Source organism: Paraconexibacter sp. AEG42_29, assembly GCF_040581415.1.
Taxonomy (GTDB): domain Bacteria; phylum Actinomycetota; class Thermoleophilia; order Solirubrobacterales; family Solirubrobacteraceae; genus Paraconexibacter.
The window spans coordinates 3,261,636-3,275,900 of record NZ_CP114014.1 but is presented as its reverse complement, the minus strand read 5'-3'; the positions used below and the strand labels follow the sequence as shown (position 1 = coordinate 3,275,900).

13 protein-coding genes are annotated in these 14,265 nt (G+C 72.4%); 5 read left to right on the top strand and 8 right to left on the bottom strand.

All coding sequences use genetic code 11. From position 1 onward, the window contains the following. Positions 1-62: 62 nt before the first annotated feature. Together uvrA and DSM112329_RS15960 are read left to right on the top strand one after the other, a co-directional pair. Complete coding sequence (gene uvrA, locus DSM112329_RS15965) at positions 63-2,987, top strand: excinuclease ABC subunit UvrA (RefSeq protein ID WP_354697546.1); 2,925 nt, start codon at positions 63-65, stop codon at positions 2,985-2,987. A gap of 421 nt (positions 2,988-3,408) precedes the next feature. Then, on the top strand, positions 3,409-4,005 hold the full coding sequence (locus DSM112329_RS15960; protein ID WP_354697545.1) for an acyltransferase: 597 nt from the start codon (positions 3,409-3,411) through the stop codon (positions 4,003-4,005). On the opposite strand, the gene DSM112329_RS15955 is transcribed toward DSM112329_RS15960, so the two are convergent. From DSM112329_RS15955 to DSM112329_RS15945, 3 genes are read right to left on the bottom strand one after another with little or no spacing between them, the layout of a single operon-like run. Further along, positions 3,998-4,243 (bottom strand): hypothetical protein, encoded by a 246-nt coding sequence (locus DSM112329_RS15955; protein WP_354697544.1) that lies wholly within the window; start codon positions 4,241-4,243, stop codon positions 3,998-4,000. The genes DSM112329_RS15960 and DSM112329_RS15955 overlap by 8 nt on opposite strands. Positions 4,244-4,246: 3 nt before the next feature. Further along, complete coding sequence (locus DSM112329_RS15950; RefSeq protein ID WP_354697543.1) at positions 4,247-5,353, bottom strand: inorganic phosphate transporter; 1,107 nt, start codon at positions 5,351-5,353, stop codon at positions 4,247-4,249. 49 nt (positions 5,354-5,402) lie between these two features. After that, on the bottom strand, positions 5,403-6,029 hold the full coding sequence (locus DSM112329_RS15945; RefSeq protein ID WP_354697542.1) for a DUF47 family protein: 627 nt from the start codon (positions 6,027-6,029) through the stop codon (positions 5,403-5,405). A 206-nt stretch (positions 6,030-6,235) separates the two neighbouring features. Between DSM112329_RS15945 and DSM112329_RS15940 the strand changes: the two genes are divergently transcribed. Then, positions 6,236-7,855, top strand: coding sequence for a hypothetical protein (locus DSM112329_RS15940; RefSeq protein ID WP_354697541.1), 1,620 nt, complete (start codon positions 6,236-6,238; stop codon positions 7,853-7,855). A gap of 6 nt (positions 7,856-7,861) precedes the next feature. On the opposite strand, the gene panB is transcribed toward DSM112329_RS15940, so the two are convergent. The 4 genes from panB to DSM112329_RS15920 are packed head-to-tail and all read right to left on the bottom strand — an operon-like array spanning position 7,862 to position 10,838. After that, positions 7,862-8,782: a 3-methyl-2-oxobutanoate hydroxymethyltransferase gene (panB, locus tag DSM112329_RS15935; RefSeq protein WP_354697540.1), complete on the bottom strand. Its 921-nt coding sequence runs from the start codon at positions 8,780-8,782 to the stop codon at positions 7,862-7,864. 35 nt (positions 8,783-8,817) lie between these two features. Then, positions 8,818-9,210: an aspartate 1-decarboxylase gene (gene panD / locus DSM112329_RS15930; RefSeq protein WP_354697539.1), complete on the bottom strand. Its 393-nt coding sequence runs from the start codon at positions 9,208-9,210 to the stop codon at positions 8,818-8,820. Continuing rightward, positions 9,210-10,085: a pantoate--beta-alanine ligase gene (gene panC / locus DSM112329_RS15925; RefSeq protein WP_354697538.1), complete on the bottom strand. Its 876-nt coding sequence runs from the start codon at positions 10,083-10,085 to the stop codon at positions 9,210-9,212. Before panC ends, panD begins: the two co-directional genes overlap by 1 nt. A 3-nt stretch (positions 10,086-10,088) precedes the next feature. Then, positions 10,089-10,838, bottom strand: coding sequence for a DUF2520 domain-containing protein (locus DSM112329_RS15920; RefSeq protein WP_354697537.1), 750 nt, complete (start codon positions 10,836-10,838; stop codon positions 10,089-10,091). Positions 10,839-11,042: 204 nt separating this feature from the next. Between DSM112329_RS15920 and DSM112329_RS15915 the strand changes: the two genes are divergently transcribed. Further along, positions 11,043-11,891 carry a uracil-DNA glycosylase gene (locus DSM112329_RS15915; protein WP_354697536.1) on the top strand — a complete coding sequence of 283 codons (849 nt, stop codon included), beginning with the start codon at positions 11,043-11,045 and terminating at the stop codon, positions 11,889-11,891. Between the two features lie 59 nt (positions 11,892-11,950). Here the strand turns inward: DSM112329_RS15915 and DSM112329_RS15910 are convergent, their stop codons facing one another. Next, positions 11,951-12,949: a DUF5937 family protein gene (locus DSM112329_RS15910; RefSeq protein ID WP_354697535.1), complete on the bottom strand. Its 999-nt coding sequence runs from the start codon at positions 12,947-12,949 to the stop codon at positions 11,951-11,953. A gap of 56 nt (positions 12,950-13,005) precedes the next feature. Between DSM112329_RS15910 and DSM112329_RS15905 the strand changes: the two genes are divergently transcribed. Further along, the gene (locus DSM112329_RS15905) at positions 13,006-14,223 is read left to right on the top strand and encodes an MFS transporter (RefSeq protein ID WP_354697534.1); all 1,218 of its coding nucleotides are present in this window, start codon (positions 13,006-13,008) and stop codon (positions 14,221-14,223) included. Positions 14,224-14,265 lie beyond the last annotated feature (42 nt).

Here is a 14,265-nt window from a genome sequence, read left to right as displayed (position 1 = left end):
CCCGCAGATTGCGGGCATTCGAACGGTCGAACGTCTGTTCGGACGGCTAGGCTTATGTGCACATGCCGCCGTCCAACAGCATCGTCGTCTCGGGTGCCCGGGAGCACAACCTGAAGGACGTCTCGCTGACGATCCCGCGGGACGCGCTCACGGTCATCACGGGCCTGTCTGGGTCGGGGAAGTCGTCCCTGGCCTTCGACACCATCTACGCCGAGGGACAGCGCCGCTACGTCGAGTCGCTGAGCGCCTACGCGCGCCAGTTCCTCGGCCAGATGGACAAGCCGGACGTCGATTCGATCGAGGGCCTGTCGCCGGCGATCTCGATCGACCAGAAGACGACGTCGAAGAACCCGCGGTCGACGGTCGGCACCGTCACCGAGATCTACGACTACCTGCGCCTGCTGTGGTCGCGCATCGGCCATCCGCACTGCCACAAGTGCGGTGCGCCGATCGCCGGCCAGTCGGTCGAGCAGATCATTGACCAGGTGATGGAGCTGCCCGAGGGCACGCGCTTCATGGTCATGGCGCCGATCATCCGGGGCCGCAAGGGCGAGTACGGGAAGATGCTGGAATCCCTGCGTGCGGACGGCTACGCGCGGGCGAAGGTCGACGGCGAGCTGCGCGGCCTCGACGAGGAGATCGTCCTCGACAAGAAGTTCAAGCACGACATCTCGCTGGTCGTCGACCGGCTCGTGATGCGTGGCGAGGTCCGCAAGCGCCTGGCCGACTCGATCGAGACGGCGATCGCGCTGGCGGACGGCATCATCGAGGTCGAGATCCTGGCGGAGCGCGGCGCGCCCGAGGGCACGGCCGGCAAGCTGCTGACGTTCAGCGAGAAGTTCGCCTGCCTCAACTGCGGCACCTCGATGCCCGAGCTCGAGCCGCGGATCTTCTCGTTCAACTCACCGCACGGCGCGTGCGAGCGCTGCACCGGCCTCGGCTCGATGATGGAGATCGACCCGGGTCTGGTCGTCCCGGACCCGTCGCTGTCCCTCGACGAGGGCGCGATCGCTCCGTGGGCGAACTCGAGCTCGCAGTACTACGACCAGATCGGGGAGGCGATCAGCGACTCGTACGGCATCGACCGCACGATCCCGTTCGCCGACCTGCCCCAGGGCGAGCAGGACCTGTACCTGTTCGGCCTCGGCGACGACCGCGTCCCCGTCACCTACAAGAACCGGTACGGCCGCACCCGGTCCTACAACGCCCGCTTCGAGGGCGTGATGCCGAACCTCGAGCGCCGCTACCGGGAGACCGACTCCGAGGCGATCCGCGAGCGGATCGAGGAGTTCATGGCGGTCGTCCCGTGCCCGGCGTGCAAGGGCTCGCGGCTCCGGCCCGAATCCCGCGCCGTGCTGGTCGGCGGGACCGCGATCCACGAGTTCTGCAACCTGTCGGTGAAGCGCGCCCGGATCTGGCTCGAGGAGGTGCAGCTGTCCGACACCGAGCGCCACATCGCGCGGCTGATCTTCCGCGAGATCGAGGAGCGCCTGCGCTTCCTGAACGACGTGGGCATCGGCTACCTGTCGATGGACCGCGCCTCCGCGACGCTGAGCGGCGGCGAGGCGCAGCGCATCCGGCTCGCGACGCAGATCGGCTCGGCGCTGGTCGGCGTCCTATACGTCCTCGACGAGCCGTCGATCGGCCTGCACCAGCGGGACAACACGAAGCTCATCGCCACGCTCGAGCGCCTGCGCGACCTCGGCAACACCGTCCTGGTCGTCGAGCACGACGAGCAGACGATGCGCGCCGCCGACCACGTCATCGACATGGGGCCGGGCGCCGGCGAGCACGGCGGCCGCGTGGTGGCCCAGGGGACCGCCGCGCAGATCGCGAAGGTCAAGGCGTCGCTGACCGGTCAGCACCTGGCCGGCACGGCGGTCATCCCCGTCCCGGAGCGGCGCCGCAAGCCCAGCGGCCACCTGGAGATCCGCGGGGCCAAGCAGCACAACCTCAAGGGCGTCGACGTCCGGATCCCGCTCGGGACGCTGACCTGCGTGACGGGGGTGTCGGGTTCCGGCAAGTCGTCGCTGGTCAACGAGGTCCTCTACAAGGCCGTCGCGAACAAGCTGCACCGCGCCCGCAGCCGGGCCGGCGCGCACACGGCGGTCCTGGGCCTCGACGCGGTCGACAAGATCATCGCGATCGACCAGTCGCCGATCGGCCGCACCCCGCGATCGAACCCCGCGACGTACACCGGCCTGTTCGACGTCATCCGCGACATCTACTCCAAGACGCAGGAGTCCCGCGCCCGCGGCTACAAGGCCGGGCGCTTCTCCTTCAACGTCAAGGGCGGCCGCTGCGAGGTCTGCAAGGGCGACGGCCAGATCAAGATCGAGATGCACTTCCTGCCGGACGTCTACGTCCCGTGCGAGCAGTGCGACGGCAAGCGGTACAACAAGGAGACGCTCGACATCCGCTTCAAGGGGAAGTCGATCGCCGACGTCCTTGCGATGCCGGTCGAGGAAGCCGTGGTCTTCTTCGAGAACATCCCGAAGATCCGCCGCCGGCTGGAGACGCTGAACGACGTCGGGCTGGGCTACATCCGGCTCGGGCAGCCCGCGACGACGCTCTCCGGCGGCGAGGCGCAGCGGATCAAGCTCGCCACCGAGCTGTCGAAGATCGCGACTGGCCGGACGCTCTACATCCTCGACGAGCCCACGACGGGCCTGCACTTCGCGGACGTCCAGCGGCTGCTGGTGGTGCTCCACCGCCTGGTCGACCAGGGCAACTCGGTGGTGGTCATCGAGCACAACCTGGACGTCATCAAGACCGCCGACCGCCTGATCGACATGGGCCCCGAGGGCGGGGAGGAGGGTGGCACCGTCGTCGCCGTCGGCACTCCCGAGGAGGTGGCGGCGGTTCCGGCGTCCTACACCGGCGCGTTCCTCCGCGACCTCGTCGTGCCCGCGGCGGCACCCGCCACCAAGAAGCGACGTGCGCCGGCCAAGCCACGGGCGCGCAAGGCGAAGGCTGCAGCGGCCTGAGCGCCGCGCCGCACGACGTGCCACGCCCGTGGCTCCGGTCCGGGCTGATCCGGCGGCCGCGAGACGGCGGCTGCCGGTCAGACCCTCGGGGTACGTGGGCGCCGTACGGACACGGGATGCCGTACGGGCCCACGCAACCACCGACGGGTCGCAGCCGGTGCCACGGGAGGCTCCGGCCGCTGATCGGTTCGCTCCCACCCCGAGAGCGAACACGTTCGGTGCCCGCGGGCAGGCCGCGGGCGAGGCTCGAAAGATCCGGATGTAGGGCCCCGGATCAGTCCTGTTGGGGACATGGACATCATCGGCCGCGTGGGGTGTTCACCCCATGGGACATCCGTCCAGTCGAGTTTCGACGTTTCTGGGGATGGGGTGCTGGCCGGTCGCTGGACGTCCGTGCGCGCTCGTCTGAGAGGGTTCGGGCATGACCGCTGCGCAGGCCCGCCAATGGCTGCAGAAGTGGCGCTGGTACGAGCGCTCGTCGCTGCCGTGGGTGCGGGCGCAGATCCATTGGGAGTTCGCCCGGCGTGAGGCGTTCACCCGCTGGCCGGTGCACGGCAACGTCCTGGAGGCACTGCGGGCCGGCCGCCTGGAGATCGGGCCGCAGGTCGTCCTCGAGCCCGGCGTCTGGCTCACCTGCCCCGATCCGGGCCGGATCCGCATCGGTGGCGGCAGCTTCCTCAACCTGGGAGTGCAGGTGGCCGCGGTCGACCTGGTGGAGATCGGGCAGCACTGCATGTTCGCCAACGGATGCTTCGTCACCGACGGCAACCATCGCTTCGACGATCCGGTCAAGCCGGTGCCGTGGCAGGGGTTCACCACGAAGGGCCCTACCCGGATCGGCGACAACGTCTGGTGCGGCGCGAACGTGGTCATCACCAGTGGGGTGACGATCGGGGAGCGCTGCGTGATCGGGTCCAACTCCGTGGTGACGACGGATCTCCCCGCGTTCAGCATCGCCGCGGGCTCACCGGCGCGCGTGCTGCGCACCATCGAGTACCCGGGCGTGCCTGCTACTTAGTGGTGATCAGCACCACGGCGTAGATCACGACTGCGAAGCTGGCGAGCGTCCCCAGCACCGCCAGCACCGCGTACAGCGTCGCCGCAACGGCGCGGTCTTCGAGGCGCATGTCCGTGGACCGCGCCGCGCCGAGGATGGTGAAGGCGAAGATGATGCAGACCCCGATGCCGGCGACCGCACCGGTCCAGATGGTCTGCCACAGCGCTTGGCCGTCGATGAAGCCCAGCAGGACGGGCATCGCTCAGGCCTCCGCGGCGGTCAGGACGGAGCCGCGCTGCAGCCGGCGCAGATAGACGGCGAGGAGCAGGCCGACGGACACGACCGACACGATCAGCGGTCCGGCGGCCCCGTCGCCGAAGATCGACGTGAAGCCGTACACGATGCCGCCGATGGCCGCCGCGCACGGGATCGTGAGCAGCCAGGCGATCATCATGTTGCCGGCGACACCCCAGCGGACGGCGCTGAGGCGCTTGGCCGCGCCGGCGCCCATGACGGCGCCCGAGATGGTGTGCGTGGTCGACAGCGGGAACCCGGCGTGGGACGCGGCGAGGATCGCCGAGGCGCCGGCGCCCTGGGCGGCGAAGCCCTGCGCCGGGTCCATCTTGATGATCCGGCTGCCCATCGTCTTGATGATGCGCCAACCGCCCGAGTAGGTGCCGAGGGCGATGGCGCTGGCCGACGCGAAGATGACCCACGTCGGGACCTCGAAGTTGTCGGCGTCCAGCGACCCGTGGGCCACGAGCGCCAGCGTGATGATGCCCATGGTCTTCTGTGCGTCGTTCGTGCCGTGCGACACCGCGAGCAGGCCGCTCGAGGCCCACTGCCCGACGCGGAAGCCGCGGTTGACCGGGCCCGGCCGGAGCCGGCCGACGATGCGGTAGATGACGATGATCGAGACCCCGGCGACCAGGAACGCGAGGACCGGCGCGATCACGGCGGGCACCATGACCTTCCCGAGCAGCCCTTCGCCGGAGATCGAGCTGAACCCGTGAGCGACGAACGACGCGCCCACCAGGCCGCCGACGAGGGCATGGGACGAGCTCGACGGCAGGCCGAAGTACCAGGTGATGAGGTTCCACGCGATCGCGCCTATGAGGCCGGCGAAGACGATCGTCATCGTGATCGTCGACGGGTCGACGATGTCCTTCGCGACCGTCGCGGCGACCTTCAGCGACAGGAACGCCCCGATGAAGTTCAGGATCGCGGCAAGCGTGACGGCCAGCTTGGGCGGCAGCGCCCGGGTCGAGATGCCGGTCGCCACGACGTTCGCGGTGTCGTGGAAGCCGTTGGTGAAGTCGAAGCCGAGCGCTGTCGCGACGACGATGACGAGGATGATGTCCGATTCCAAGGTGCTGGGTGCGTCGGGGGAGGCGGGGCGGCGCGGCGCGGGGTCGCGGCTAGGCGTTCTTGATCACGATCGCCTCGAGCACGTTGGCCGCGTGCTCGGTGGCGTCGATCGCGTCCTCGAGCCGCTCGAAGATGTCCTTCCAGCGGATCACGACCATGGGGTCGATGCCGTTGTCGAACAGCGAGGCGATCGCCTCGCGGACGATGCGGTCGCCGTCGTTCTCGAGTCGGTTGATCTCGACCGTGTAGTGGCTGAGGTCGCGGAAGTCGCGCAGGCGCGGCATCGCCTCGGCCAGCTGCCGGCAGGCCTGCAGCAGCACGTGTGCCAGCCGCTGCGCCTGTTCCATCGGAGCCTCGATCTTGTAGAGGCCGAGGTAGTCGGCGACCTCTTCGGTGAAGTCGACGATGTCGTCGAGCGCGCTCGCGAGCCCGAGGATGTCCTCGCGGTCGATCGGCGTCACGAACGTGTTGTTCAGCCGCTTGATGATGTCGTGCGTGATCCGGTCGCCGTCCTGCTCGCAGATCAGGATCTCCCGCGCGAGCTCCGGCTTGTCGGGCCACGAACGGAGCATCTGGTCGAGCAGATCGGAAGCACGGACGGTGTTCCCCGCCGCCTCCTCGAAGAGGTCGAAGAACTCACGGTCCTTGGGGGCGAAGACCTGGGAGAGGCGAGCCATGGCGCGGGCCAGCCTACTGTGAAAGCCGTGTGAAAGATCGTGGGGTCGCGGGTGGTGGTGCCGAGGCCTCCGCAATCCCCGTCCCACCATGCTCCACCGGATGCCGGTACGGTCTTGCGTCTGTGAGCGCCTCGCCGTCTACCGTCACCGTCACCGGGCCTGACCGAGGTGCTCTGCTGGCGAATCTCACCGTGCGCTTCGGCCGGGTGGAGGTCGTTTCCGAGCGGCAGGTGACGCTCCCCGGGGGCGGCAGCGGCTGGGAGCTGACCGTCGAGCACCGGCCGTTCGTGAGCAACCTCTCGTCGACGCCGTCGGCGCGGGCTCAGCCTGCTGCGCCTTCGCCGACCCCGGCCGCACAGCCGATCGCGCCGCCGGCACCGGCGCCCCCGCCGGCCCCCGAGCCGGTGGAGCCGGTGGGTCCGTCGGCCGCCCAGATCGCCGCGCGCGAGAGCGCCGAGGCCGCTGCGCTCGAGGCCGAGCGCGTCGCCGCAGAGCGTGCAGCCGCCGAGCAGGCGGCCGCCCAGGCCGCTGACGACCGCCGCGCCGCCGAGACCGAGGCCGCGCAGCGAGCCGAGGAAGCCGCCGCGGCCGCAGCCAGTCAGCAGGCGGCAGCGCGCGAGCGCGGGGAGGTCGAGGCCGTCCGTGCCCAGCTCCAGGCCGCGCAGGCCGAGACGCGTGCCGCGCGCGCGGAGGCCGACGCCGCCCGCCGCGAGGCCGAGGCGCTCCGGCGCCAGACGAACGCCCTGCGGGCCGAGGTCGCCGCCACCGGCGAGCAGACCGAGGCGCTGCGCAACGAAGCCGACGCTGCTCGCGACCAGGCGCAGGCCGCGTCGTCCGCGAGCCAGGCAGCGCAGGCGGAGGTCGCCGCGCTGCGGGCCGACCTCGAAGCCGAGACGGCCCGTGCCCGCCGTGACCTCGACACCGAGGCGGAGTCGCTGCGCAACGACCTGGCGGCGGAGGCCGACGCGAAGATCGCCGCGGCCCGGGCGGAGGCCACCCGCGTGGCCGACGAGGCGCAGACCCGCGCCGAAGAGACCGTGGAGGCGCATGCCGCCGAGCTCGAGCGCCAGCGCGCCGAGCTGGAGCGCGAGGCCGCGCAGGAGCGCGCCGACCTACGGACCGAGCTGGACGGACAGCGCCTCGAGCTCCAGGAGCGCCGCGCACGGGACCGCGAACAGGCCCAGGCGCGGCTCGATCGCGAGCGCGGTGAGCTGCAGGCCCAGGCCGAGGCCGCCGCGAAGGCGCTGCGGGCGACGATCGAGGGCGAGCGCCGGCAGGCGCGCGAGGAGATCGAGCAGGCCCGCGAGCAGCTCGAGTCCGAGGTCGCCAGCCGTCTGGCCGAGCGCGAGGAGGAAGCGCTGACGGGCGTCCAGGCCAAGCTCGACGAGGCGAACGTCGAAGCGGCGCTGCTGGTCGAGGCCGGCCGGACCAAGGCCTCCGAGGTCCGCCGCCAGGCCGAAGCCGAGCTCGCCGCCGCCCGCGCCGAGGTCCGCGAGCAGATCCGCACCGCCCGCGAGCAGGCCGCCGCGCTGCTGTCGATCGCACGTGCCGAGTCCGACACGGCCCAGGCCGACAGCGCCGAGCTCGGCAAGACCGTGAAGGCGCTGACCGATCGCCTCCGCGACCTGGGCCGCCGCCTCGAGGCCGACGTCACCCAGGCGCAGCGGCAGATCAGCGAGCGCACCTCGCTGCAGTCGGTGCAGGCTCGCCATCGCGCCGAGACACCGGACCTCGACGCGACCGCGACCGCGATCGCCGCGCAGGTCGTGCGCATCCTGCAGGACGCCGGTCCGGGCGAGGCCGCCGGGACCGACAGCAAGTCCTGACGGCGGTCAGACGGGGGCGCCCTCGACGGCGATGCTGTGGTTCAGCTCGTCGCGGAATGCCGCGAGCTCCGCGACGTCCATCGCGTAGCCGTGCTCCGGGCCGGGGTAGCGCCGCGTCCGCACGTCGTCCGCGTAGGCGGCGACGCCGCCCGCCATGTCGTCGAGCAGGTCCGCGTAGCGCTGGACGAACTTCGCCCCGCGTCCCTCGCGGATGCCGAGCAGGTCGTGGAACACCAGGACCTGACCGTCGGTCGCGGGGCCGGCGCCGATCCCGATCACCGGGATGCCCATCCGGGGCATGATCGCCTCGGTCACGGCGCTGGGGATCGCCTCGAAGACGATCGAGAAACAGCCCGCCTCCTGCAGGGCGAGGGCCTCACGAGCGATCTTCGCCGCGGCGCCCGCGTTCTTGCCCTGCGCCTTGTAGCCACCGAGCGCGGTCGCCGTCTGCGGCGTGAGGCCGACGTGGCCCATCACCGGGATGCCGGCGTTGACGATCGCGCGGGCACGCCGGACGGACGTCTCGCCGCCGCCCTCGAGCTTGACCGCGTCGCACCCGGCCTCCTTCACGAAGCGGAAGGCGGTGATGACCGCCTGCTCGTCGGAGACCTCGTAGCTGCCGAACGGCAGGTCGCCGACGAGGAACGGCGTCTGCAGGCCGCGGCGGGTGGCGCGGGCCAGCACCAGCAGCTCGTCGAGCGTGACCGCGACCGTGGAGTCGTAGCCGAGCACCGTCATGGCGCCGGAGTCGCCCATCAGGACGAGGTCGACACCGGCACGGTCGGCGGCGCGGGCGCTCGGGTAGTCGTAGGCGGTGACCATGACGATCGGCTCGCCGAGCTCGCGCTTCTCGAGCAGGCGGGGGAGCGTCATCGGCAGGCGCGAGGCGTCCTGCGGCAGGTGCATGGTCGTAGGCATCGTGGACATCAGAGGGCTCCTGACGTGATGAGGGTGCGGGCGCGCTAACGCGGCTCGGAGAGGAGGGTCGCCACCGCGTCGTCCACGGTGATGATCCGGTTGGTCTTGGCCTCCACGTGCACGACGCGGGGCTCGTAGGTCTCCATGTCCTGCCGGTCGTACTGGCCGTAGGAAATGACGATGATCGTGTCGCCGTGGTGCACGAGGCGAGCGGCGGCGCCGTTGACCTTCATGCAGCCCGTGCCGCGCTCGCCGGCGATGGTGTAGGTCTCGAAGCGCTGGCCGTTGTCGACGTCGACGATGGCGACCTGCTCGTGCTCGAGGATGTCCGCGGCCTCCAGGAGGTCCGGATCAATCGTGATCGACCCCACGTAGTGCAGGTCGCAGTCGGTGACCGTGGCGCGGTGGATCTTGGACTTCAGCATCGTGCGCTGCATCAGCGTCTCCCGTTGGGTGAGGGGCTTTGGAGGGTGGTGTTGTCGATCAGGCGGACGCCGCCGACGTGGGCGGCGACGGCGACCAGGGTGCCGTCGGCGACGGTGGTGACGGGGGAAAGGGTGGTGGGGTCGACGAGCGCCAGGTACTCGGGTGCGATCCCGCGACGGGTCATCTCCGTCGCCGCGGCGGCGCGCACGACGGCGGCGTCGCGCTCGCCCGCGGCGTACGCCTGCTCGGCGGCCGTCAGTGCGGCGTGGAGGGCGATCGCCTGCGGGCGGTCGTCCGGGGTCAACCGGACGTTGCGCGAGCTGCGCGCCAGGCCGTCCGGCTCACGGACGGTGGACACCGCCTCGATGCGGACCGGCAGGTCGAGGTCGGCGACGAGCTTGCGGATGACCAGCACCTGCTGCGCGTCCTTGGCCCCGAAGAAGGCGACGTCCGGCTGGACCATGTTCAGCAGCTTCGTGACGACCGTGGTGACGCCGTGGAAGTGTGCGGCGCCGCGGTGCGCACCCTCGAGCGAGTCCACGAGCGGGCCGGACAGCTGCACGCTGGTCGCGAACCCGGGCGGGTAGACCGTCTCCAGGGCGGGGGCGAAGAGGAAGTCGGCCCCGGCGTCGGTGACCAGCCCCGCGTCGGTGAGCTCATCCCTGGGGTAGGCGGCGAGGTCAGCCTCCGCGTTGAACTGCGACGGGTTCACGAACAGCGAGACGACGACGTGCTCGCACTCGAGCCGCGCCTGGCGCATCAGCTCGAGGTGACCGTCGTGGAGCGCGCCCATCGTCGGCACGAGGCCGATCTGGGCCTGCGGGTCCTGCCGGCGGGCGGCCCGGACGGCGGTGCGCAGCTCGCTGACGGTCCGCAGGGTGCGCATGGCTCAGGCGACCCCGGCCGGCGTGCGGGGGGTACGCGCGGCAAGCGCGCGGGTGCGGTCGGCGAGGACGTCGAACAGCGGGACCAGGTCCGGGGTGCGCTCGGCGACGGCCGCGCGCTGACGGTCGACCGTGGCCTCGTCGCCTCGGGCGATCGGGCCGGTCAGCGCCTGTGACCCGCCGTGGGCGGCCCAGTTCTCGACGGCGGCGCGGACGAGCGGGACGAGGACGGCTCGGTCAGGGCCGGCGGTCGCCAGCAGCTGCTCGGCGGCGTCCTCGAGCGTGACCAGGAAGTTCGAGGCGATCGACGCGGCCGCGTGGTACGCAGCACGGTCGGCGTCGGCGATCTCGGCGGGGACCATGTGCAGGGCGGCGGCCAGGTCGGCCGCGACCTGCCGTGCACGGTCGGTGGTCCCCGCGGTGGCACACCCGGCGCCGGCGAAAACGGCCCCCGCGGCGGGCACCGTCATCAGCGGGTGCAGGCCGAAAGCCGCGTGGGGGGCGAGCACAGCGAGTCCGGTCGCACCCGAGGTATGACCGACCAGGCGGCCGTCCCGCGGGGCGATGGCCGCCGCCGCGGCGGCGATCTGCGCGTCGGGGACGCACAGCAGCACGATGTCGTGTCCGGCCCCGTCGAAGCCGCGGCCGAACGGGCCGGCCACGGCGATGCCCGCAGCAGGCAGTGCCGCGGCGAGCGCGGTGCCGAGGCGGCCGGCGCCGACGATGGCGCAGCCCGGGACAGGGGAAGTGGTCATGGTTTCGGGTCCAGCTCCTGACGGATGCCGGCGCGACGTGTGGCGTGGGACAGGTGTGGCGGCTTGGGGGAGGTCCGTCCCGGCGAAGGTGACGGCCTCGTCAACAAGATACTCCGCCGAGGGCGGAACGCAACACCCGGACGGGTGGAGTTCGGCGGGCGGTGCGACGAAGAACCCACCGTGTTTATGGATAGGCTCGGAGCGGTGTCGTCCGCCGCACCCAGCCCGGCCGAGCGCGCGTGCGCCCTGGCGGCGCTCCGCACCCGGGCGACCGGCTGCACGCGCTGTCCCGAGCTCGTGCGGGCACGGTCGCAGGTCGTGTTCGCGACCGGCCCGGCCGACGCCGACCTGCTGCTGGTGGGCGAGGCACCCGGTCTGGTCGAGGACCGGGACGGCGTCCTGGTGATCGGTCCGTCGGGGCAACTCCTGGACGACGCGCTGGCCGCGATCGGCCGGTCGCGGGCGGATGTCGCGATCGTCACCGTCGTCAAGTGCCGGACCCCGGAGAACCGCAGTCCGCTGCGCTCGGAGATCGACCACTGCCGCGAGTACCTGCTGGAGCAGATCGCGCTGATCGCCCCGGTCGTCGTCTGTCCGCTCGGGAGCTTCGCCACACGGGTGCTGCGCGGGGACGCCGTCCCGCTGCGGACGCTGCGCGGGACGCCGGAGGTCCGGACACTCGGGGCGCGCGCGGTCCGGCTCTACCCGGTCCTGCATCCGGCCGCGGCGCTGTACACGCCCGCGAGCGTGGACCAGTTCCGGGGTGACATCGCGGCGCTGCCGGGCCTGCTGCGGCTCGGTCCGCCGCCGCAGCCGGAGGTCGTGGTCGACGTCGAAGCCGGGGACGAGGACGCGAACCCGATCGACGACGCCGGCACGCGGCTGCCGAGCGCGGGCGCCGGGAGGACCGGAGTGGAGGCACCGCCGTCGCCGCAGCAGCCGGACGAGAAGTCCCCGGCCAACCCGCGGGCGGCCGATCCACCCGCGGACGAGGGCGCGCCGGCGGACGTCGCGGACGATGCCCCAGAGCACCACCAGCTCGGCCTGTTCTGAGCTGGACGCCGGCGCCGAGTGGCTGCGAACCCCACGAAATACGTGGGGTTCGCAGCCACTCACGTGGTGCCGGAGGGCGCGGCGCCCTCGACGACCACGTCCCCGGCGGTCGTCCGCGCGTGCTGCACCAGCCGTCCGCTGCGGCGGGAGCGGACCAGGCCGGCGGCCCGCAGCACGGCGACGTGCTCGGACACGCTAGACGGCGGCAGCCGCTGCGCCGCGGCCAGCGCCGACGTCGTGGCCGGACGGTCGAGCGCCGTCAGGATCTGGGCGCGCCGCGACCCGAGCAGAGCGGCCAGCGCGCGGCCGTCGCGCGGTGCGCGAGGTGCCCACAGGTCCCCGACCCCGCGCGGCGTGTAGACGACCGTCGGCTGCCACGGCTCGTCGATCAGCGTGAACGCCTCCGGCCAGGCGAAGACGGCCGGGACCAGGAGCAGCCCGCGCCCGCCGAGGTCCACCGTCGCCTCGTGCCGGCGGCGAACCCGCAGTGAGCCGTCGCGCCACACGATGTCCGGGTGCAGGTCGGCGAAGACGTCGCCCGTCCCGCCGGTCGTCAGCCGCTCGGCCCGGTGGGAGATGTCGTCCTCGAGGACACGGCGCATCTCGGGCCACCACGGTGCGATCGCCCGGTCGAAGTAGTGCGCCACCGTTTCCACGAGGCCCGCGAGCCCGCGATCGAGGTCGGCGAGGAACGTCCGCACGACGGCGGGGATCTCGCTGCCGAGCCCGGCGTAGCGCCAGGCGACCTCCTGCGCGACCCGGTCGTGCGGGGTAGAGCGGACGCGCTCGAGCTCCTCGCGCAGGTCGGCCACCGGCGTCGTCGGTGGGGGCGCGCCGAAATCCGGGACGTAGCCGCCGCGGCTGACGTTCAACTCCTGCAGGAGCTCGAGCCCGTCCAGGCCACGGAGCCGGTCCTGGGCGCGGCGGGCCCACGGCGCGTGCAGGGCGTGCTTCTCGGGGTGCAGGAGCGCGTTGGTCGACCAGCACACCTCGCACAGCGGCGAGATAGCGAAGCGCGTGCGCAGCAGGTCGTGGCTGGAGAAGCGGTACTCAATCATTCGGGTGGGACCGAATCGTTGCAGGTCTGGACGTCGCCGGCCGCATCATCGTCGGCGTGTCCCCGGTCGCCGTCCTCCGCACCCACGGTGTCGCCCGCCTCCTGGGCGCGTCGCTGCTCGGCCGCGTGCCGGCGACCGCGATCGGCCTGCTGCTCCTGCTGCAGGTGCGCGACCTCGGCGGGTCGTACGCGGCGGGCGGCCTGGCGGCCGGGGTCTTCTCGCTCGGCCTGGCGGCCAGCTCACCGCTCCTGGGCCGGGCGATCGACGCCCGCGGTCAGACGGGCGTCCTGCGCTTCGGTGCCTGGACGTCGGGCGCCGCGCTGGTCGCCGTCGCGCTGCTGCCGCACGACTGGCCGCTGTGGCCCGTCATGGCGCTGGCGTTCGTGATCGGCGCCACCCACCCGCCGCTGTCGGCCTGCCTGCGGACGCTCTGGGGGACCGTGCTGCCGGACGCGGACGCGCGCCACGCGGCGTTCGCGCTGGAGGCCTCCTCGCAGGAGCTCTGCTTCATCTTCGGCCCGCTGGTGCTCGTGAGCCTCCTGGCCGTGCACGACCCGGCTGCGGCCCTGGTCGTCGCCGCCGTCATCCTCGTGGTGGGCACCACGTTGTTCGTGGGCGCGCAGGCGTCGCGGGACTGGCGGGGCACACCGCCGGCACCGGGCGCCGTGCGTGTCCGGGCCCTGAGCGCCCCGGGCGTCCGGACGCTGTTGATCGTGGGCGGCGGCATGGGCGCGTCGTTCGGCGCGATCGAGGTCGGCATCGCGGCGAGCGCCGAAGCCGCCGGGAGCCGCGCGGCGACTGGTGCGCTGCTGGCCGTGTGGGGCGTCGGCTCGATCCTCGGCGGCATCGCCGCCGCCCGTCACGGCGCGCCCGCCGATCGTGCGGCGGCCGTGGTCCTGCTGCTCGCGGTCCTCAGCGCCTGCGACGCACTGCTGGTGGGCGCCGCGTCGTCCGTCTGGGCGATCGGCGCCGTCCTGGTCCTGTGCGGTGCGGCGATCGCCCCGCTCTTCACCATCGTCTACGGCCTGGCCGGGGACCTGGCGCTGCCGGGAACGGTCACAGAGGCGTTCACCTGGCTGGGCACTGGGATCAGCGCCGGTGTGGCGGCCGGGTCTGCGGTCGCGGGCGCGCTCGCGTCGACCGACCTCGGGCCGTCGGCGTGCTTCGCGGTCGGCGCCGCGGCGGTCGTCGCGGCAGCGTTGTCCGCGCAGGTGCGGGTAAGGACGCTCGGCCCGGACGGCATGACGGAGCCGGCGGGCCTGGCCCTGGCCTGATCCCGGCCGGCCGGACACCTGGGAAAATCGAGCGTCGGTTTC

What these genes read in the sequence shown, in the direction of transcription:
- uvrA (WP_354697546.1), top strand. Translation starts at nt 63, where the DNA reads ATGCCGCCGTCCAACAGCATCGTCGTCTCGGGTGCCCGGGAGCACAAC.
- DSM112329_RS15960 (WP_354697545.1), top strand. Translation starts at nt 3,409, where the DNA reads ATGACCGCTGCGCAGGCCCGCCAATGGCTGCAGAAGTGGCGCTGGTAC.
- DSM112329_RS15955 (WP_354697544.1), bottom strand. Translation starts at nt 4,243, where the DNA reads ATGCCCGTCCTGCTGGGCTTCATCGACGGCCAAGCGCTGTGGCAGACC.
- DSM112329_RS15945 (WP_354697542.1), bottom strand. Translation starts at nt 6,029, where the DNA reads ATGGCTCGCCTCTCCCAGGTCTTCGCCCCCAAGGACCGTGAGTTCTTC.
- panB (WP_354697540.1), bottom strand. Translation starts at nt 8,782, where the DNA reads ATGTCCACGATGCCTACGACCATGCACCTGCCGCAGGACGCCTCGCGC.
- panD (WP_354697539.1), bottom strand. Translation starts at nt 9,210, where the DNA reads ATGCAGCGCACGATGCTGAAGTCCAAGATCCACCGCGCCACGGTCACC.
- panC (WP_354697538.1), bottom strand. Translation starts at nt 10,085, where the DNA reads ATGCGCACCCTGCGGACCGTCAGCGAGCTGCGCACCGCCGTCCGGGCC.
- DSM112329_RS15920 (WP_354697537.1), bottom strand. Translation starts at nt 10,838, where the DNA reads ATGACCACTTCCCCTGTCCCGGGCTGCGCCATCGTCGGCGCCGGCCGC.
- DSM112329_RS15910 (WP_354697535.1), bottom strand. Translation starts at nt 12,949, where the DNA reads ATGATTGAGTACCGCTTCTCCAGCCACGACCTGCTGCGCACGCGCTTC.